The sequence below is a fragment of the Streptomyces antarcticus genome, assembly GCF_026627255.1.
In the GTDB taxonomy this organism is placed as follows: domain Bacteria; phylum Actinomycetota; class Actinomycetes; order Streptomycetales; family Streptomycetaceae; genus Streptomyces; species Streptomyces antarcticus.
In genome coordinates, this window is record NZ_JAPNLM010000026.1 from 59,890 (window position 1) to 77,649 (window position 17,760).

The 17,760-nt window shown below is 73.4% G+C and carries 18 protein-coding genes and 1 tRNA gene; 11 read left to right on the forward strand and 8 right to left on the reverse strand.

Annotated elements, in window-relative coordinates:
• Positions 1-20: 20 nt before the first annotated feature.
• The 6 genes from OTB16_RS30760 (at position 21) to OTB16_RS30785 (ending at position 6,471) form a co-directional block, all read left to right on the forward strand.
• A complete protein-coding gene (locus OTB16_RS30760; protein WP_206960214.1) occupies positions 21-503 on the forward strand; it encodes a CarD family transcriptional regulator in 483 nt (160 codons plus the stop codon).
• Positions 504-830: 327 nt separating this feature from the next.
• On the forward strand, positions 831-1,577 hold the full coding sequence (gene ispD / locus OTB16_RS30765; protein WP_267724484.1) for a 2-C-methyl-D-erythritol 4-phosphate cytidylyltransferase: 747 nt from the start codon (positions 831-833) through the stop codon (positions 1,575-1,577).
• Positions 1,567-2,142: a 2-C-methyl-D-erythritol 2,4-cyclodiphosphate synthase gene (ispF, locus tag OTB16_RS30770; protein WP_267724485.1), complete on the forward strand. Its 576-nt coding sequence runs from the start codon at positions 1,567-1,569 to the stop codon at positions 2,140-2,142. The genes ispD and ispF overlap by 11 nt, the downstream gene beginning before the upstream one ends.
• A 104-nt stretch (positions 2,143-2,246) precedes the next feature.
• Positions 2,247-3,647 carry a cysteine--tRNA ligase gene (gene cysS, locus OTB16_RS30775; RefSeq protein ID WP_267724487.1) on the forward strand — a complete coding sequence of 467 codons (1,401 nt, stop codon included), beginning with the start codon at positions 2,247-2,249 and terminating at the stop codon, positions 3,645-3,647.
• A gap of 95 nt (positions 3,648-3,742) precedes the next feature.
• Positions 3,743-4,714 carry a 23S rRNA (guanosine(2251)-2'-O)-methyltransferase RlmB gene (rlmB, locus tag OTB16_RS30780; RefSeq protein ID WP_267724489.1) on the forward strand — a complete coding sequence of 324 codons (972 nt, stop codon included), beginning with the start codon at positions 3,743-3,745 and terminating at the stop codon, positions 4,712-4,714.
• A gap of 212 nt (positions 4,715-4,926) precedes the next feature.
• Positions 4,927-6,471, forward strand: coding sequence for a DoxX family protein (locus OTB16_RS30785; RefSeq protein WP_267724491.1), 1,545 nt, complete (start codon positions 4,927-4,929; stop codon positions 6,469-6,471).
• Between the two features lie 138 nt (positions 6,472-6,609).
• On the opposite strand, the gene OTB16_RS30790 is transcribed toward OTB16_RS30785, so the two are convergent.
• The 3 genes from OTB16_RS30790 to OTB16_RS30800 form a co-directional block, all read right to left on the reverse strand.
• Complete coding sequence (locus tag OTB16_RS30790; RefSeq protein WP_267724494.1) at positions 6,610-7,386, reverse strand: nucleotidyltransferase family protein; 777 nt, start codon at positions 7,384-7,386, stop codon at positions 6,610-6,612.
• Positions 7,387-7,414: 28 nt separating this feature from the next.
• Entirely contained in the window at positions 7,415-7,831 is a 417-nt protein-coding gene (locus tag OTB16_RS30795; RefSeq protein ID WP_267724497.1) for a hypothetical protein, read from the reverse strand.
• A 236-nt stretch (positions 7,832-8,067) separates the two neighbouring features.
• Positions 8,068-9,156 carry an ABC transporter ATP-binding protein gene (locus tag OTB16_RS30800; RefSeq protein ID WP_267724499.1) on the reverse strand — a complete coding sequence of 363 codons (1,089 nt, stop codon included), beginning with the start codon at positions 9,154-9,156 and terminating at the stop codon, positions 8,068-8,070.
• 240 nt (positions 9,157-9,396) lie between these two features.
• Here OTB16_RS30800 and OTB16_RS30805 point away from each other — a divergent pair.
• A tRNA-Thr gene (locus OTB16_RS30805) sits at positions 9,397-9,470 on the forward strand.
• A gap of 50 nt (positions 9,471-9,520) precedes the next feature.
• Here the strand turns inward: OTB16_RS30805 and OTB16_RS30810 are convergent.
• Positions 9,521-10,912, reverse strand: coding sequence for an NAD(P)/FAD-dependent oxidoreductase (locus tag OTB16_RS30810; protein WP_267724501.1), 1,392 nt, complete (start codon positions 10,910-10,912; stop codon positions 9,521-9,523).
• A 378-nt stretch (positions 10,913-11,290) separates the two neighbouring features.
• Between OTB16_RS30810 and OTB16_RS30815 the strand changes: the two genes are divergently transcribed.
• Complete coding sequence (locus OTB16_RS30815) at positions 11,291-11,812, forward strand: DsbA family protein (RefSeq protein WP_267724502.1); 522 nt, start codon at positions 11,291-11,293, stop codon at positions 11,810-11,812.
• Between the two features lie 123 nt (positions 11,813-11,935).
• Here the strand turns inward: OTB16_RS30815 and OTB16_RS30820 are convergent, their stop codons facing one another.
• Complete coding sequence (locus OTB16_RS30820) at positions 11,936-12,661, reverse strand: class I SAM-dependent methyltransferase (protein ID WP_267724505.1); 726 nt, start codon at positions 12,659-12,661, stop codon at positions 11,936-11,938.
• Between the two features lie 187 nt (positions 12,662-12,848).
• On the opposite strand from OTB16_RS30820, the gene OTB16_RS30825 reads away from it, so the two are divergent.
• Positions 12,849-13,769, forward strand: a complete 921-nt coding sequence (locus OTB16_RS30825; protein ID WP_420717837.1) for an aminoglycoside phosphotransferase family protein — start codon at positions 12,849-12,851, stop codon at positions 13,767-13,769.
• 121 nt (positions 13,770-13,890) lie between these two features.
• Entirely contained in the window at positions 13,891-14,367 is a 477-nt protein-coding gene (locus OTB16_RS30830; protein WP_267724510.1) for a GNAT family N-acetyltransferase, read from the forward strand.
• A 139-nt stretch (positions 14,368-14,506) separates the two neighbouring features.
• Here OTB16_RS30830 and OTB16_RS30835 read toward each other — a convergent pair whose 3' ends face one another.
• From OTB16_RS30835 to OTB16_RS30845, 3 genes are all read right to left on the reverse strand, one after another.
• A complete protein-coding gene (locus OTB16_RS30835; protein ID WP_420717835.1) occupies positions 14,507-14,986 on the reverse strand; it encodes a DUF5753 domain-containing protein in 480 nt (159 codons plus the stop codon).
• A complete protein-coding gene (locus OTB16_RS39360) occupies positions 14,887-15,492 on the reverse strand; it encodes a DUF6879 family protein (protein ID WP_420717836.1) in 606 nt (201 codons plus the stop codon). The genes OTB16_RS30835 and OTB16_RS39360 overlap by 100 nt, the downstream gene beginning before the upstream one ends.
• Positions 15,493-15,789: 297 nt before the next feature.
• Entirely contained in the window at positions 15,790-16,782 is a 993-nt protein-coding gene (locus tag OTB16_RS30845; protein ID WP_267724595.1) for a zinc-binding dehydrogenase, read from the reverse strand.
• A 169-nt stretch (positions 16,783-16,951) separates the two neighbouring features.
• Between OTB16_RS30845 and OTB16_RS30850 the strand changes: the two genes are divergently transcribed.
• A complete protein-coding gene (locus OTB16_RS30850) occupies positions 16,952-17,674 on the forward strand; it encodes a pentapeptide repeat-containing protein (protein WP_267724513.1) in 723 nt (240 codons plus the stop codon).
• The last annotated feature ends 86 nt before the right edge of the window (positions 17,675-17,760 follow it).

Here is a 17,760-nt window from a genome sequence, read left to right on the forward strand (position 1 = left end):
ACGGAAGGGGTACCTGTCACATGACGTTCAAGGTTGGCGACACCGTGGTCTATCCCCATCACGGGGCCGCGCTGATCGAGGCCATTGAGACTCGTCAGATCAAAGGCGTGGACAAGACCTACTTGGTGCTCAAGGTCGCCCAGGGCGACCTGACTGTTCGTGTGCCTGCGGACAATGCGGAGTTCGTCGGTGTTCGCGACGTAGTCGGTCAGGAGGGGCTGGACCGGGTCTTCGAGGTGCTTCGCGCACCGTTCGCAGAAGAGCCGACGAACTGGTCCCGTCGCTACAAGGCAAATCTGGAGAAGCTCGCTTCCGGAGATGTCATCAAGGTGGCGGAAGTAGTGCGTGACCTGTGGCGTCGTGAGCGTGAGCGCGGACTCTCCGCAGGTGAGAAGCGCATGCTCGCGAAGGCACGCCAGATCTTGGTCAGCGAGCTCGCGCTCGCCGAGAACACGAACGAGGACAAGGCCGAGGCCCTCCTCGACGAGGTCCTCGCGTCCTGACGCGAGTATCCCGTTCCTCTGAGCACATCAGAACAGTGTTCACACAGTTGTGCCGCGGTGCCCGATGACGAGGCCCCTCCTCCACGAGGGGTCTGTTGCCGGGCGCTGCGGCATGTCTGTCTGCGGGATGCGCGCCCTGCGCACCGTCCGGCGTACCGTCCGGAACCGTACGTACTGAACCTCTGACCCCGCCGGTGTGCCGGGTCCGGGCAGCCGGCTCGACCGGTCGTCACGGAAGGGGCGAGGGCGTCGCACCCGGCACATCACCCAGGGCCATACCCATGTCGCCCGAAGCCACAAACCTGGCCGCGCAACCCGGAGCCGCCGATGTCTGACGAAACGCGACCGCACCGCACCGCCGCGGTGATCCCCGCCGCCGGGCGCGGGGTGCGCCTGGGTCCCGGCGCCCCCAAGGCCCTGCGGGCCCTGGGCGGCACCCCGATGCTGATCCACGCCGTCCGGGCGATGGCCCGCTCCCGCGCGGTCTCCCTCGTCGTCGTGGTGGCCCCCGCCGACGGCGCCGCCGAGGTACGCCTCCTGCTCGACGAGCACCCGCTGCCCGACCGTGCGGAGGTCCTGGTCGTCCCGGGCGGGGACACCCGCCAGGAGTCCGTACGCGCCGGCCTCCAGGCGCTGCCGGCCGACGTCACCTCCGTACTGATCCACGACGCGGCCCGCCCGCTGGTCCCCGTGGACACCGTCGACTCCGTCGTCGAGGCCGTCCGCGACGGCGCTCCCGCCGTGGTGCCCGCGCTGCCGCTGGCCGACACCGTCAAGGAGGTCGAGCCCGGCAGGCCGGGCGAGCCCGAGCCGGTCGTCGCCACTCCCGACCGGGCCCGGCTGCGCGCCGTCCAGACCCCGCAGGGCTTCGACCTCGCCACCCTCCTGAGGGCGCACGCCGAGATCGCCGTCGACGGGGAGGGCGCCACCGACGACGCCGGCATGGTGGAGCGGCTCGGCGTCCCCGTCGTGGTCGTCCCCGGCCACGAAGAGGCCTTCAAGGTCACCCGCCCCCTCGACCTCGTCCTCGCTGAGGCCGTACTCGCCCGCAGGAGGGCCACCGATGCGTACTAGTCCCGCAGACCGCGAGGGTGCTCCGGCCGAGGCCGGGGCCGGGGCGGGGAACGGGTCCGACTCCGGAGCCGGTCCGCAGGCCCCGCTGATCCCGCTCGTCGGGATCGGCACCGACGTGCACGCCTTCGAGACCGGCCGCGAGCTGTGGTGCGCCGGCCTGCTGTGGCCGGGGGAGACGGGCCTCGCCGGGCACTCCGACGGCGACGTCGCCGCGCACGCCGCCTGCGACGCCCTGTTCTCGGCGGCCGGCGTCGGCGACCTCGGCGCGCACTTCGGCACCTCCCGCCCCGAGTGGTCGGGCGCCTCGGGCACCACCCTCCTCGCGGAGGCCGCCCGCATCGTCCGCGCCGAGGGCTACGAGATCGGCAACATCGCCGTCCAGGTGATCGGCGTACGCCCGAAGGTCGGCAAACGGCGCGAAGAGGCACAGAAGGCGCTCGCGGCCGCCGCGGGCGCCCCCGTCTCCGTCTCCGGCACGACCACCGACGGTCTGGGCCTCACCGGCCGGGCCGAAGGCCTCGCCGCCCTCGCCACCGCCCTCGTGTACCGGACGAATCGGGCCTAGGGGGTGTCCGTCCGCGCCGCCGCCGACACCTCTTCGGCAACAAACGCGCCCCGAGCCGCGAAAGGGTCGCGGGGCACTGCTATGGGCGCACTACCCTGGATGCCGTGACTCTTCGCCTGTACGACACCAGCGCCCGGCAGATCCGTGACTTCACCCCGCTCACAGCGGGCTGTGTCTCGATCTACCTCTGTGGCGCCACGGTGCAGGCCGCCCCGCACATCGGGCACATCCGGTCGGGCCTCAACTTCGACATGATGCGCCGCTGGTTCGAGTACCGGGGCTACGAGGTCACCTTCGTCCGCAACGTCACCGACATCGACGACAAGATCATCGCGAAGTCGGCCGAGCAGCGCCGCCCCTGGTGGTCCATCGGCTACGAGAACGAGCGGGCCTTCAACGACGGCTACGCCGCCCTCGGCTGCCTCCCGCCCACCTACGAGCCCCGCGCCACCGGCCACGTCACCGAGATGGTCGAGATGATGCGCGGCCTCATCGAGCGCGGTCACGCCTACGAGTCCGAGGGCAACGTCTACTTCGACGTGAAGTCGTACCCCGGCTACCTCTCGCTCTCCCGCCAGGACCTCGACAACATCCGCCAGCCGGAGAGCACCGGTGAGACCGGCAAGCGCGACGCCCGCGACTTCGCCATGTGGAAGTCCGTCAAGCCCGGTGAGCCCTCCTGGGAGACCCCGTGGGGCCGCGGCCGTCCCGGCTGGCACCTGGAGTGCTCCGCCATGGCGCACAAGTACCTCGGCGAGGCCTTCGACATCCACGGCGGCGGCCTGGACCTGATCTTCCCGCACCACGAGAACGAGATCGCCCAGGCCAAGGCCTTCGGTGACGAGTTCGCGAAGTACTGGGTCCACAACGCCTGGGTGACCATGTCCGGGGAGAAGATGTCCAAGTCCCTCGGGAACTCGGTCCTCGTCTCCGAGATGGTCAAGCAGTGGCGCCCGATCGTCCTGCGCTACTACCTGGGCACCCCGCACTACCGGTCGATGATCGAGTACAGCGAGGAGGCCCTGCGCGAGGCGGAGTCCGCCTTCGCGCGGATCGAGGGCTTCTACCAGCGCGTGGGCGAGAAGGCCGGCAAGGCCGTCGAGCCCGCCGCCGAGGTCCCGCCCGCGTTCGCCGAGGCCATGGACGACGACCTGGGCGTCCCGCAGGCGCTCGCCATCGTCCACACCACGGTCCGTCAGGGCAACAGCGCCCTCGCGGCCGATGACAAGGAAGCGGCCGTCGCGCGCCTGTCCGAGGTACGGGCCATGCTCGGCGTCCTCGGCCTGGACCCGCTCGACCCGTTCTGGGCCGGCGAGACCGACCGGGGCGAGGACCTGCACGGCGCGGTCGACACCCTCGTACGCCTCGTCCTGGAGCAGCGCGAATCGGCCCGGGCCCGCAAGGACTGGGCCACCGCCGACGCCATCCGCGACCAGCTCCAGCAGTCCGGCCTGGTCATCGAGGACAGCCCCACCGGACCCCGCTGGACGCTCGGCCCCCGCTGAGCCCACCGGAGCAGTCCGACTGTGCCGCCCGGCCCCCCGGGCGGCACACTCTTCATACGTACACACCGCAGCACCAACGAAAACAGGTAGAAGTCATGGCCGGGAACAGCCAGCGCAGGAACCGCCGCACGTCCAACAAGAAGGGCGCGACGGTCGGCAGCGGTGGCCAGCGGCGCAAGGCCCTGGAAGGCAAGGGCCCCACGCCCAAGGCCGAGGACCGCAAGAAGCACAAGGCGAACCGCATCAGCAACGCCATGGCCCGGCAGGCCGCCAAGCGCCGCCCGGCCCCGCGCCGCGGCGGTCCCAAGGGCACCAGCGAGATGGTCGTCGGCCGCAACCCGGTCTTCGAGGCGCTGCGCGACGGCGTTCCGGCCACCACGCTCTACGTCCAGCAGTTCATCGACAACGACGAGCGCGTCCGCGAGGCCCTCCAGCTCGCGGCCGAGCGCGGCAACATCAACCTGATGGAAGCCCCGCGCCCCGAGCTCGACCGCATGACGAACGGGCTCAACCACCAGGGCATGGTCCTCCAGGTCCCGCCGTACGAGTACGCGCACCCGGAGGACCTGACCGCCGCCGCGTACGACAACGGCGAGGACCCGCTCATCGTCGCCCTCGACGGCGTAACCGACCCGCGCAACCTCGGCGCGATCGTCCGCTCCGTCTCCGCCTTCGGCGGCCACGGCGTGGTCATCCCCGAGCGCCGCGCCGCCGGCATGACCGCCGGCGCCTGGAAGTCCTCGGCCGGCACCGCCGCGCGCACCCCGGTCTCCCGCGTCACCAACCTGACGCGCGCCATCCAGGAGTACAAGAAGGCGGGCATCACCGTCGTCGGCCTCGCCGCCGAGGGCACGCACACCGTGAACGACCTGGAGGCGCTCGGCGGCCCGGTCGTCATCGTCGTCGGCTCCGAGGGCAAGGGTCTCGGCCGCCTCGTCGGCGAGAACTGCGACTACCTGGTGCGCATCCCGATGCCGGGCGGCGCCGAGTCCCTCAACGCCGGTGTCGCCGCGGGCGTCGTGCTGTACGAGGCCGCCCGCCGCCGCGCCGACCGCGGCCGCGTCTGATCCGCGGGCCCGGCCCGACCGGATCGGCAGGCTTGCCGGCTTCCCGGATCGCCAGGCCCGCCCGGCTCGCCCGGCTTGATCCACTTGGCTCACGGAAAGTGACCCGTGAGCGTGTCATCCCGCCCGTTACGGGCGGGGTGGCTTGATCTTGACGGGTCTCGGACAGATCCCTGATGTCAAGGCAGTGTCCTAAACACTGATCACTCGGTTAGATGAGTGTGGACACCAGAACGTCAGGGTTCGACGACCAGCCCGCGCTGAGCATGGTCAAGGTGCCGTGCGATCCCGCACAGGTCATCGTCAACCACGCCAGCTTCCGCGTGCGGCTCGCACCGAGCCCGAGCGCGCGTTCCAAGCCCGCGAACGCCCCCGGCCGCGCCCCCGTCCTCGGCGGTGCCGTGGTCGCCGCGGCCGGAGCCACCCGCCGCCGGGCCCCCGTCGTGTGGAGCGGCAAGGCCGCTCCCGGCGACGCGGCCGCCATGGGAGGACTCCTCCAGGCCGTACGGGAGGCCGGGCGCGGCCACGACGAGTACGACGGCGGGTCCACCCAGACCATCCCCCGGGTGGACCTGGCGAACGACCTCGCCGACGACACGCTCGCCACGCCGACCGTCATCGGCCAGCGCAGCTACGGGGACCCGGACGAGACCCGCCCGCTGGCCGCCGTACGGGACCTGCCGTACGGGCAGCCGCCCGGCGCCGAGCCCGGGGCGGACTCCCGGCGCGGCGCCACCGACAGCCGCGGGCAGGCCTCGTACTATCCGGGCCGCCGCATGAACCTCGGCGTCGTGCTGCTCCCGCTGCGCGTCTTCCTCGGCTTCATCTCCATCTACGCCGGCATGGGCAAGCTGTGCGACCCCGTCTACTTCGACGGCGGCGAGCGCGGCTCCATGGTCACCTGGCTGCACACCCTGAACCCGTGGGCGCTGGCCGAGCCGCTGCGCGACTTCGCGCTCGCGCACCCGGTGGGCGCCGGCCTGAGCGTGGCCTTCCTCCAGGTCATCGTCGGCGTGCTGACCGTCTTCGGCCTGTGGCAGCGGTTCGCCGCGAGCTTCGGGGCGCTGCTGTCCGCCGCGCTGCTGATGACGGTGAGCTGGAAGACGGTTCCCGCGTACGACGCGCCCGACATCATCTACCTCGCCGCCTGGAGCCCGCTGATCATCGCCGGCGCCCCCGTCTACTCCCTCGACGGGAGGCTCGCGGGCGAGGCCTGGCGCACCCTCGGGCCGCGTTCCGAGGTCTGGCGGCTGCGGCGGCGGGTCCTGCGCCGCGGGGCCGTCATGGCCACCGTCGTCTGCGGGCTCACCCTCCTCGTCGGCTCGCTCCTCGGCGGTGCCGTCCGCTCCAGCACGGTGGTCACCGTCCCCGGGCCCGGGGAGCCGCCGAGCAACTACCTGCCGGGGCAGCCGCTGCCGAAGGCCCCCGTCCGGCAGCAGCCCTCCGAGCAGCAGCCCACCCGGGCGCCGGCCAAGCCGTCCGCCACCGCCTCCGAACCGGCCGCCGAGTCCGGCCGGAGCGCGAGCGGCGAGCCCGCCCGGGAGACCCCCGGAACCGGTACCACCGGTACCGGCTCCAAGTCGCCCTCCGCGACGAAGGGCGCCACCGGTCGGCAGCAGACCCCGCGCAGCACGCCCCGGCAGTCCACCCCGCAGAAGCCGCCGTCCTCCTCCTCGGGGACCGGCGCCGGTCCCGCCGACGGGACCGGCGGGACCGCTCCGTCCAAGAAGCCCGGCCTGGTCGGCGGCCTCCTCGGCTGAGTCCGGCCGTACGGTCGGGGGCCCGGCGCGCCACGGCGTGCCGGGCCCTTCCGCGTGCGCCGGGCGGGTCCGGCGTACGGGCTTCCGGGCGGGGCGCCGTACGGGTGCGCGGGGCGCCGTACGGGTGTGTGAAAAGGCTCAGGAGCCCGTCTGCGCGGCCAACTCCCGTGCGGCCTCGGTCAGGTCCTTCGCGGTGTCGATCGCCCGCCAGTAGGCCCCCTGGGGCAGCGGGAAGCCCGCCAGGCGGCGCTCGCGCGCCAGCCGCGGGAAGGTGGTGCGCTCGTGGTCTCCCAAGTCGGGCAGCAGCGCCGCGAATTCGGGCCCGAAGACGTACACCCCGGCGTTGACCGGGTAGGGGGACGGCGGGGCCTCGATGAAGTCCAGCACCTGCCCGAACTCGTTGGTCTCCACCACGCCCCACGGGATGCGCGGCCGGGCCAGGGCCAGCGTCGCCGTCGCGCCCCGCTCGGCGTGGAAGGCCGCCATCTCGCGGAGCGAGAACCGGGTCCAGACGTCGCCGTTGGTCGCGTACCAGGACAGCTCCGGGTACGGGAGGCTGCGGGCCGCGTACTTCAGGCCGCCGCCGCGCCCCAGCGGCTCCTCCTCGACCACCGTGGTCACGCGCAGCGGCAGCCGGGCCCCGGCCAGCCACTCCTGGAGCACGCCGGCGAGGTGCCCGCAGGACACCACCGCGTCGGTGACGCCCTCCGAGGCGAGCCAGGCCAGTTGGTGCCCGATGATCGGCACGCCGGTCCCCGGGATCTCGACCATCGGCTTCGGGCGGTCGTCCGTGTACGGCCGCAGCCGCGAACCCTGGCCGCCCGCCAGGACGACTGCCTGGACGGGCGCGGCCGGGAACGCGGCTGCGGGATCGGACGGTTGGGGTGCTGCGGGTTCGGGAGCTGCGTCGGTCATGGCCGCCAGCGTAGGGACGCGGCGGGCGTCAGCCCATGGAGGCGACGCCGGTGGCGTACGAGGTGTCGCACACGGGACGGGCGAAGGACTGGGCCTTCGTCGGGCCGTACGCGTCGACGGCGGCGCGCCCCAGGGCCCGCGCGATGCCCACGCAGTGCTCGGCCAGCGACGGCCTGCGGTCCACCTCCTGCTGGAGGTGGGTGAGTACGTCACCCGGCTCCTCGCCCTGCTGCAGTTCGCTCAGCAGCTTGTCGCGCAGCACGTCCTGCGCGGCGCGCGGCTTGGCGGGGACGGAGACGTCCTCGGCGGAGGCGGTCAGGATCTGGGAGGAGGAGGAAGTGTCCGCCCAGGGGACCATGGTGACCGCGAGGGTCCCGGACAGGACCAGGACGGCGGGCAGGACCAGGGCGAGGGAACGGCCGATACGGCGGGCAGTGTGGGTCACGAGGGCGAGAGTAGCGCTCGGTGAAGATTTGGCGACATTTAGTCACCCTGTCGGGGGATGGTTCGACGTGGCTTTTCGAATAACGGGTTGACGGTTGGGGTCGAATGGCCCGGTCTGCCGGGGTTCCGGCACCGGCTCTGGCGTCGGTTGCGGAACCGGTTCGCGGGGCAACCGACGGGAAAGGGGCGCCCCTTGGCGGGGCGCCCCTCCTCACGCTTCGGACCGTGCCGCGGCGGCTACTTGGAGAGCCGCGCGCCCGAGGACGTCGAGAACACGTGGATCTCGTCGGCCCGCGGGACCACGTGCAGCTCGGAGCCCTTCTCCGGGACCTGGCGGCCGCCGACGCGGACCACGAGGTCCTGCGAGCCGTCGGCGGCGGAGGTCGAGCCGTACACGTAGCCGTCGGCGCCGAGTTCCTCGACGACGTTCACGGTGATGGTCAGGCCGCCGGTCGCGGCGATGTCGAAGTGCTCCGGGCGGACGCCGACCGTGACGGTGCGGTCGCCCGCGTCGGCCGCGGCGGACAGGGCCTCGCGCGACACCGGGACGACGCTGTCGCCGAACTTCACACCGCCGTCGGTGATCGGGACCTCGACCAGGTTCATGGCCGGGGAGCCGATGAAGCCGGCGACGAACAGGTTCGCCGGGCGGTCGTACATGTTGCGCGGGGTGTCGACCTGCTGGAGCAGACCGTCCTTGAGGACCGCGACCCGGTCGCCCATCGTCATGGCCTCGACCTGGTCGTGGGTGACGTAGACGGTGGTGATGCCCAGGTCGCGCTGGAGCGCGGCGATCTGCGTACGCGTGGACACGCGGAGCTTGGCGTCCAGGTTCGACAGCGGCTCGTCCATGAGGAAGACCTGCGGCTTGCGGACGATGGCGCGGCCCATCGCGACGCGCTGGCGCTGGCCGCCGGAGAGCGCCTTCGGCTTGCGGTCGAGGTACGCGGTCAGGTCCAGCATCTTCGCCGCGTCCTCCACCTTGCGGCGGATGGTGGCCTTGTCCTCGCCCGCGATCTTGAGCGCGAAGCCCATGTTGTCGGCGACGGACATGTGCGGGTACAGCGCGTAGTTCTGGAACACCATCGCGATGTCCCGGTCCTTGGGCGGCAGGTGCGTGACGTCGCGCTCGCCGATGCGGATGGAGCCGCCGTTGACGTCCTCCAGGCCGGCCAGCATGCGCAGCGAGGTGGACTTGCCGCAGCCGGAGGGGCCGACGAGGACGAGGAACTCGCCGTCCTCGATCTCCAGCTCCAGCTGGTCGACGGCGGGCTTGTCGCCGCCGGGGTACAGGCGGGTCGCCTTGTCGAAAGTGACGGAAGCCATGGTGGTGAATCCCTTCTACCGGCAGGAACGTGCCGGACGATCCGAGTGGAAGGTCTAGTCCAGTTGTCGGACTCCGCTCGACGCTACCCGCCCGGTCGGCTCCTGTCAGCACCCTGACGGACCGGATTGCCGGCCCGGCGCGTTTCCGTGCGCCCTCGCGCGCGGCCGGACGGGCCGCCCGGCGGCGGCGACAACGTGATGGTCCCGGTAAGGGGCCTCTGTGTAGAGTGAGAGCGCCTTGCCTCCTTAGCTCAGCTGGCCAGAGCGCCGCTCTTGTAAAGCGGGGGTCGTCGGTTCGAACCCGACAGGGGGCTCCGCGCACGAAGGCCCCGGACGTTCTCCGTCCGGGGCCTTCGCCGTGCCGTCAGTGGCGGCCCGCGACGCGGTCGGCCAGGCGGGCCAGGGGGGTCGTCCGCGGGCTGCCGGTGGACTCCTCGCGGCGGTCCGCCGCGCGGTAGGCCGCGTACAGGGCGTGGACGCCGAGCCAGCGCAGCGGTTCCGGCTCCCAGCGGCGGACGCGATGGCCGACCCAGGGGAGGGTGGTCAGGTCGGTGGGCTCGCCGAGGACCAGGTCGCGCAGGGTGCGGGCGGCGAGGTTGGAGGTGGCGACGCCCGAGCCGACGTAACCGCCCGCCCAGCCGAGGCCCGTGGCGCGGTCGAGGCTGACGGTGGCGCACCAGTCGCGGGGGACGCCGAGGACGCCGGACCAGGCGTGGGTGATCTCCGTACCCGCGAGCCGGGGGAAGAAGGACGTGAGGAGTTCGGTCAGGGCGGTGATGGTGGCCGGCTCGGTGCGCCCGGTGTTCCCGGCGCCCGCCGCGCGCGATCCGAAGCGGTACGGGGCGCCGCGGCCGCCGATCGCGATGCGGCCGTCGGCGGTGCGCTGGGCGTACATGTAGGCGTGGGCCGTGTCGCCGAGGGTGGCGGCGTCCGACCAGTTGAGGGATTCCCACACCGAGGCGGGCAGCGGGGCCGTCACGATCATCGAGGAGTTCATCGGCAGCCACGAGCGCCGCTGCCCCTTGAGGGCGGCGGTGAACCCCTCGGTGCAGCGCAGGACGTGGGGGGCGCGGACGGTTCCGTACGGAGTGACGGCCCGGCCGGGGGCGATCCCCGTGACGGGGGTGGACTCGTGGATGACGACGCCGAGGCGCTCGCAGGCGGCGGCCAGTCCCGTGACCAGCTTGAGGGGGTGGATGCGGGCGCCGTGCGGGGTCCAGCTGGAGCCGAGCGCGCCGGCGACGTCGACGCGGGCCCGGGTGGCGGCGGCGTCGTACAGCTCGCGGTCGGTCTCGCCGAAGGACAGCTCGTTGGCGTGGAAGGCCCGCAGGCGGGTGAGCTGGGCGGGGGTGCGGGCGACTTCGAGGACGCCGCCGCGGTGGACGTCGGCGTCGATGCCCTCCGCGGCGGCGGTGTCGACGACCTCGGTGACGGTGTCGTTCATGGCCTGCTGGAGGCGCAGGGCCGCCGGGTGACCGTGGAGGGCGGCGTAGCGGTCGCGGCCGGCGATGCCGTTGTAGAGCCAGCCGCCGTTGCGGCCGGAGGCGCCGTAGCCGCAGAAGGCCTGTTCCAGGACGGTGACGCGCAGGTCGGGGGCGGCGCGCTTGAGGTAGTAGGCGGTCCAGAGGCCGGTGTAGCCGCCGCCGACGATGACGACGTCGGCGGTGGCGTGGGCGGTGAGGGGCGCGCGGGGTGGGGTGGTCGGGGCGGTGGGGTCGGACGCGTACCAGAAGGAGATGCCGCCGTTGATCGTCATGAGGGAGTTGCTACACCCGGTTCGGAAGGGGTGTCCAGGGACGGAGTGTCGTGTTCCGGGGCCGGATCGGAGGCCGAAAGGCCGATGCGGGGGCGGGGCGGTCATCCGTACGGTGGGCCGGGGGGTTTGTCGTTGTATGTATGGAGAGGTGCGGTTCATGGCGCGGGTACGGAAGGCAGGGCGCGCGGGCCGCGCCGTCGTGGCGGTCGCGGTGGCGGCCCTCCTCGGCGGGGCCGTGGCGGGCTGCGGGGGCGGTGGCGCGGACGCGGTGGCGCGGACGCGGAGGCGGACCCCGATGCGGCCTTCGCCGTACGGACCAGCCCGTTCGCCGACCGGCTGGCGAAGCTGCCGGCCCGGGTGGAGGGCGGGAGGGTCGTCGTGGGCGCGACGGACGCGCCGCACACGGTGCGGGTGCTCGTCGACCCGCACTGCGGCTACTGCGCGAAGTTCGAGCGGACCGGCGGCGAGGCGCTGCTCAAGCTGGCGGGCGACGGCGGGCTGAAGGTCGAGTACGTACTGGCCTCGTTCCTCGACGAGCGGGGCAGCGGCTCCGGGATCGCCGTGAACGCGCTGCGGGCGTCGGTGGACAAGGGGAAGTTCGCCGAGTACCAGGCGGCGCTGTTCGCGAGCCAGCCGAAGGGGAGGTTCACGGACGAGCTGCTGCGGATCGCCGACGGGGTGCCGGGGCTGCGCGGTGCGGGCGACTTCGACAAGGCCGTCGCGGAGCAGACGTACAAGGCGTGGGTGGGCGAGGCCGCCGAGGCGTTCCGCGCGACCGGTGCGCGGGGGACGCCGCTGGTGCTGCCGGACGGGAAGCCCCTTCCGGCGCGCGCCGCCGGGTCGATCTTCGACGGGGCGGCGCTCGCCGCGGCGCTCAAGGAGGCCGGCGTCGGCGGGTAGCCGGTGGGGGCCGCGCGTGTCAGGCGGGGGCCGGGCGGGTCCGGGGCGGTCCGGGTGCGTCAGGCGGGGGCCGGGCGGGTCCGGGGCGGTCCGGGTGCGTCAGGCGGGGGCCGGGCGGGTCCGTCAGGCGCGGCCCGCGACGAACCAGCGGGCGGGCAGTTCCACCGGGGAGCCGTCCGCCAGGTTCTCGCTCATCACGAGGGTGGTGGGGCCCTCCGCCAGAACGGTGAGGCCGGCGGCGCGCAGCAGGGCGCCGACCTCGCCCTCGGCGACTTCGCCGGGACGGAGGTCGTGTTCCTTGACGCGGCGCAGCTTCGGGGAGGGGCCGCCGGGCTGTTCGGCGATGGCGGCGATGACCCGCTTGGCGTCGCCGGTCGGCTCCAGGACGAGGGCGCGCCCTCGGGCGCCGACGAGGGCGGCGGCGGCGGCGGCGACGGCGGGGCGGTCCTCGGGGTCGCTCTGGTGGAGGACGGCCCGCATGTAGACGTTGCTGTCGCCGAGGCGAACGTGCAGGGCGCGCGCCTGGGCCTGGTCCGCGTCGGCGAGGTTCAGCTGCTCGTACGCGGCGGTGCCCGCCGGATCGGCGCGGCGGGCGTGGGCGACGGCGGCGGCCGAGAGGTCGACGCCGACGGCGCGGGGGAAGCGGGTGGCGAGGTAGCGCGTCTGGGTGCCGTTGCCGCAGCCGAGGTCGGCGATGGGGAGGGCCGGGTCGGCGTACGGGGTGAGGCGGGGGAGGTCGCGTGCGGCGGTGAGGGCGGGGTCGGCGTCCCAGAAGGGCTCGCCCGGTTCGCCGGAGCTCTGCTCCCAGAAGCCGTCCCAGGACGTGCGGTAGCGGTCGGACACGGTCATGCGGTCTCCCTCATACGGTTTCCCGGCGGTGTGTGTTCACCGGTGCTGCGCGCGGGCGATTCGTACGCGCTTGCGTGTGGTCGTGCGTGCTCGTGCGCCGTGTGGTTACCCCGGAAGCGGCCGTCGTAGCCTCGGGACCATGGTCGACAGGGTCGAGGACATCGAGGGCATCGAGGGCATCGAGGGCATCGGGAAGGTCGCGGTCGCGGAGATCCCGGAGGGGCTGGTCGAGGCGCAGGCGACGTACGGCGGTGCGGCGGGCCGGGAGTTCATCGCCGGACTGCCGGCCCTGGCGGGGCGGTTCCTGGCGCGGTGGGAGCTGCGGCGAACGGGGCCCGGGATGCACGGCGTAGCGGCTCTGGTGCTGCCGGTGGAGCGGTCGGACGGGACGCCGGCGGCGCTGAAGCTCCAGCCGGTGGACGAGGAGACGGTCGGGGAGCCGGTGGCGCTGCGGGCGTGGGACGGGGACGGCGCCGTACGGCTGTGGGAGCACGACGCGGCGTCGGGGGCGATGCTGCTGGAGCGTCTGGACGAGCGGCGGCCGCTGACGGCGGTCGCGGAGCGGGACCCGCGCGAGGCGGTGGCGGTGGTCGCCGGGCTGCTGGCACGGCTGACGGCGACGCCGGCCCCGGCGGGGCTGCGGGGGCTCGGCGCGATGGCGGCCGGAATGCTGCAGGACGTACCGGGGGCGCTGCGGCGGCTGGCGGACGGGCGGGACCGGCGGGTGCTGGCGGACTGCGCGGCGGCCCTGGCGGAGGTGGCGGGGGAGCCCGGGGACCGGCTGCTGCACTGGGACCTGCACTACGGCAACGTGCTTGGCGGCGGCGCCGGGGGCCGCGAGGAGTGGCTGGCGATCGACCCGAAGCCGCTGGCGGGGGACGCGGGTTTCGAGCTGCTGCCGGCGCTGGTGAACAACTTCGCGGCGGGGGAGGTGCGGTGGCGGTTCGACCTCTTGGCGGAGGTGCTGGGGCTGGACCGGGAACGGGCGCGGGCCTGGACGCTGGGGCGGGTGCTGCAGAACTGCCTGTGGGAGGTGCAGGACGGGGAGGAGCGGCTGCCGCACGAGCAACGGGCGGTGGCGGAGCTGCTGATGGGGCGGGATGTGTAAGGGCCGGAACGACAGGGGTTGAGTTCGGGACGACAGGGGTTGAGGCCGGGACGACAGGGGTCGAGTTCGGGACGCCTGGGGGCCCGGGATGGCTGGAGGCCGGGATGTCTAGAGTGCGGGCATGATCCGTAACGCGTGTGTCGCCGACGTTCCCGTCATCCGGGACATGATCCGTGAGCTGGCGGAGTACGAGAAGGAGCCGGGGGAGGCCCGCGCGACCGAGGAGCAGTTGCGGGAGGCGCTGTTCGGGGAGCGGCCGGCGGTGTTCGGGCTCATCGCGGAGTCGGAGGCGGGTGAGCCCGTCGGGTTCGCGGTGTGGTTCCTGAGCTTCTCGACGTGGCGCGGGGCGCACGGGATCTACCTGGAGGACCTGTACGTACGCCCCGGCGCGCGCGGGGGCGGCCACGGCAAGGCGCTGCTGGCGGAACTGGCGCGGACGTGCGTGGAGCGGGGGTACGAGCGGCTCGAGTGGTCGGTCCTCGACTGGAACACGCCCGCGGTCGACTTCTACCGGTCGGTCGGGGCGGTGCCGATGGACGGGTGGTCGGTGAACCGCCTGACGGGCGGCGCACTCCGCAAGCTGGGCGGGGCTGAGTAGCCGCCGGGCACCTGCCCGGGACCGTGAGACGACGACACCAGGCGGGTGCGCCGACCGACTACCCGACGGCCGGGACCGGGTGCTCCGGGGAGTCGAGCCAGGCCCAGGAGGTGCCGTTCCGTGATCTTCCGGGGGATTCTCAGGCGCTGTCGAGAGACCGACGGGCGCGGGCGATTACGCGGTGGGCGTCGGCGCCGTAGACCGCAGAATCGGAGAGTGCCTGCCAGACCTTCCGGTAGACGCCGACGCTGTCCGCGTCGTCCAGCCAGAGTTCCGCGTGCCAGTCCTCCGCGGTCACCAGGCGGTCGTCGTAGAGCCAGAAGCCGTTGGCCGGCGGGATCTTCAGGGAGGCGCCGAACGGGACGATGCCCAGGGAGACGGTGTCCAGCCCGAGGACGCCCGCCAGGCGGTCGAGCTGGGCGGCCAGCACGGGCGGAGGGCATACGAGAGCCCGGAGCGCGGCCTCCCACATCACGATGTGGAACGTGCGCCCCGGCTCGTACAGCATCTCCTGACGCTTCACGCGGGCCTGTACGGCCTCCTCCGTGTCCCGGACGGACTGGTGGAGGTCGGCGTAGCGGGTGAAGACGTGGCGGGCGTACTCGGCGGTCTGGAGCATGCCCACGACGGTGGACCCTGCCAGACGTCGAAGAGCCAGAAGTCTTCGTCGGGGAGTTGGAGCCGCTCGGCCTCGGAGCGCCACAGGTTGCGGATGTCCTCGCCCACCGCGCCGTTCCGGCGGGCGTTGTCGAGCAGGTAGCGCTGACCGGGGGTGGGCAGGTTGTCGGCGATCCGTACCCGCTCGAAGCGCTCGCCCAGGGCGGACTGTTCACGCCGGGACACACACCAAGGGTCGTCCAGGTCCCAGCCGGCATCCTCGCCCCGAATGAACCGCTGGTAAGTCTCGGTCTCCTCATCGGACTGGTAGCGACGCCGGGTTTCGAGGCGCCAAGCCGTGTGCGCGAAGGTCCGGAACATCCCGGCGAACTCCTCGAAGCCGATCAGCGCGGGCGTCCTTTCCGCGTCCCGGGGCGCGAAGTCGGCCAGGAGCGCGCGCGGGACGACCACGAACCCCTCCCTTTCCTTGACGTTCCGGAGCTGCGCCACGTCGTGGGGGTCGGTCACCGCGTCGCCTTGGACCAGACCTCCCCGGTGTCCAGGTCCTCGTACAGGGTCGGGCACCCGTCGTTGCCGGAGTTGGTACCGATGAACCGGAGTCGCCGTGCCATGGCCGTTCCCCTCCCACCAGCGGACAAGTCCCGACCAGGATGGGGCGGGTGCGTCCTCACTGCTCAGCTCATCGTCGGCGACCGGTACGCACGCCACGGTGGTCGTCGCGTGGACCTCGGAACCCGGCACCGGACCCCTTGCCGGCCGGACTCTGACGGGGTTGGGCTCGGCTGGTGGCCGCCGGTGGCCGGGTCAGGGTTCCAGGATGACCTTGCCCGTGGTCGCGCGGGTCTCCAGGGCGTGGTGGGCGGCGGCCGCTTCGGCGAGGGGGAAGCGGGTGACGGCCGGGCGGAGCCGGCCGGCGGCCGCCTCGGCGAGGGCGCGGGTTTCCAGGGTGCGTAGCGGATCGGGGGTCCCGACGAGCCGGAACATGGCCGGGCCGAGGACCTGGCGGGTGGTGATGCCACGGGCGGTCAGGGCGGCTTCCTCGGCGTCGGTGAGGGTGAGCGGTCCGGCGGACCAGCCGAAGACGAGGCGCAGGGCGCCGGGGGCGAGCAGGTCGAGGGCGGTGCGGGTGACGGGGCCGCCGACGGAGTCGAAGAGGATGGTGGCGCCGCCGGGGTGGTGGGCGCGGACCGTGTCGGACCAGGCGGGGTCGGTGTAGTCGAGGGCGAGGTGGGCGCCGTTCGCGGCGGCCCGCGCCGTCTTGTCGGGGCCGCCGGCGAGGGCGATGACGGTGGCTCCGGCGCTGACGGCGTACTGGACGAGCAGGGTGCCGATGCCGCCGGCGGCGGCGGGGACCAGGGCGACGCTGTCCGGGCCGAGGTCGGTGAACTGGAGGATGCCGAGGGCGGTGCGGCCGGTGCCGATCATGGCGACGGCCTCGGCCGGACCGAGACCCGGCGGTACGGGGTGCAGCCGGCCGGCGTCGGCGACGGCGTACTCGGCGTACCCGCCGGGGGCGAGGCCGAGGTGGACGACGACGTCGCGGCCGAGCCAGGCGGGGTCGGTGCCGGGGCCGAGGGCGTCGACGGTGCCGGCGACTTCGCGGCCGGGAACGGTGGGGAGCTCGGGGAGGGTGGGGAACGGGCCCAGGTTGCCTTCGCGCAGGGCGGTGTCGAGGAGGTGCACACCGGCGGCGGCCACGGCGATGCGGACCTGGCCGGGGGCCGGGACGGGGGTGGGGGCGGGCTCGTAGACGAGGTTCTCGGCGGGACCGAAGGCGTGGAGGCGGACGGCGTGCATGGGCGGCGCCGGCGGCGGGGGTGTCGGTGCGGCTGCGGCTGCGGGGGCGGGTGCGGGTGTCTGGGAGGGGGCGGGTGCGGGATTCGGTGTCGGCATGGGACCAGGCTGTGACCTCGAGTGTGGTTGAGGTCAAGGGGGTGGTGTCGGTGGGGTGCGTCAGGATGGGTGGATGGCGCGAAACGGGCAGCAGCAGCGGACGGCGAAGGCGGCGGAATCGGCGGAATCGGCGAAGGCGGTGAGGGCGGTGAAGGCGGCGAAGCGGCCCGAGGTGCGGCTGCCGGAGCTGGCGGTGTGGGCGGACGGCGAGCTGGAGCCGGACGGGGACTACGACGGGGTGGAGTTCGCCGACCTGGACCTGACGGGCCAGGAGGGGACCGGGGCCCGGTTCATGGACTGCGCGGTGCGGCGCTGTGTGCTGGACGAGGCGGGACTGGCGAAGGCGCGGGTCCTGGACTCGGTGCTGGAGGGGGTCCGGGGGGTGGGCACGGACCTTTCCGGAGCGTCCTTGCGGGACGTGGAGCTGATCGATGCCCGGCTGGGCGGGGTGCAGCTGCACGGGGCGGTGCTGGAGCGGGTGGTGGTGCGCGGGGGGAAGATCGACTACCTGAACCTGCGCAAGGCGCGGCTCAAGGACGTGGTGTTCGAGGGGTGCGTGCTGGTGGAGCCGGACTTCGCGGGCGCGGTGCTGGAGCGGGTGGAGTTCCGGGACTGCGCGCTGCGGGGGGTGGACTTCACCGCCGCGCGGATGACGGACGTGGACCTGCGGGCCGCCGCCGTGCTGGAGATCGCGCGCGGGGTGGAGGCGTTGTCCGGGGCGGTGATCAGCCCGGCGCAGCTGTTCGACCTGGCGCCGGCGTTGGCTGCGCAGCTGGGGGTGCGGGTGGTCGCGTAGCGGCGGCTCGGGGAGCCGCGGGGCTCCGCCCCGGACCCCGCGCCTCAAACGCCGGCGGGGCTGGTTTGGCCCGGCCCGGCTGGGTA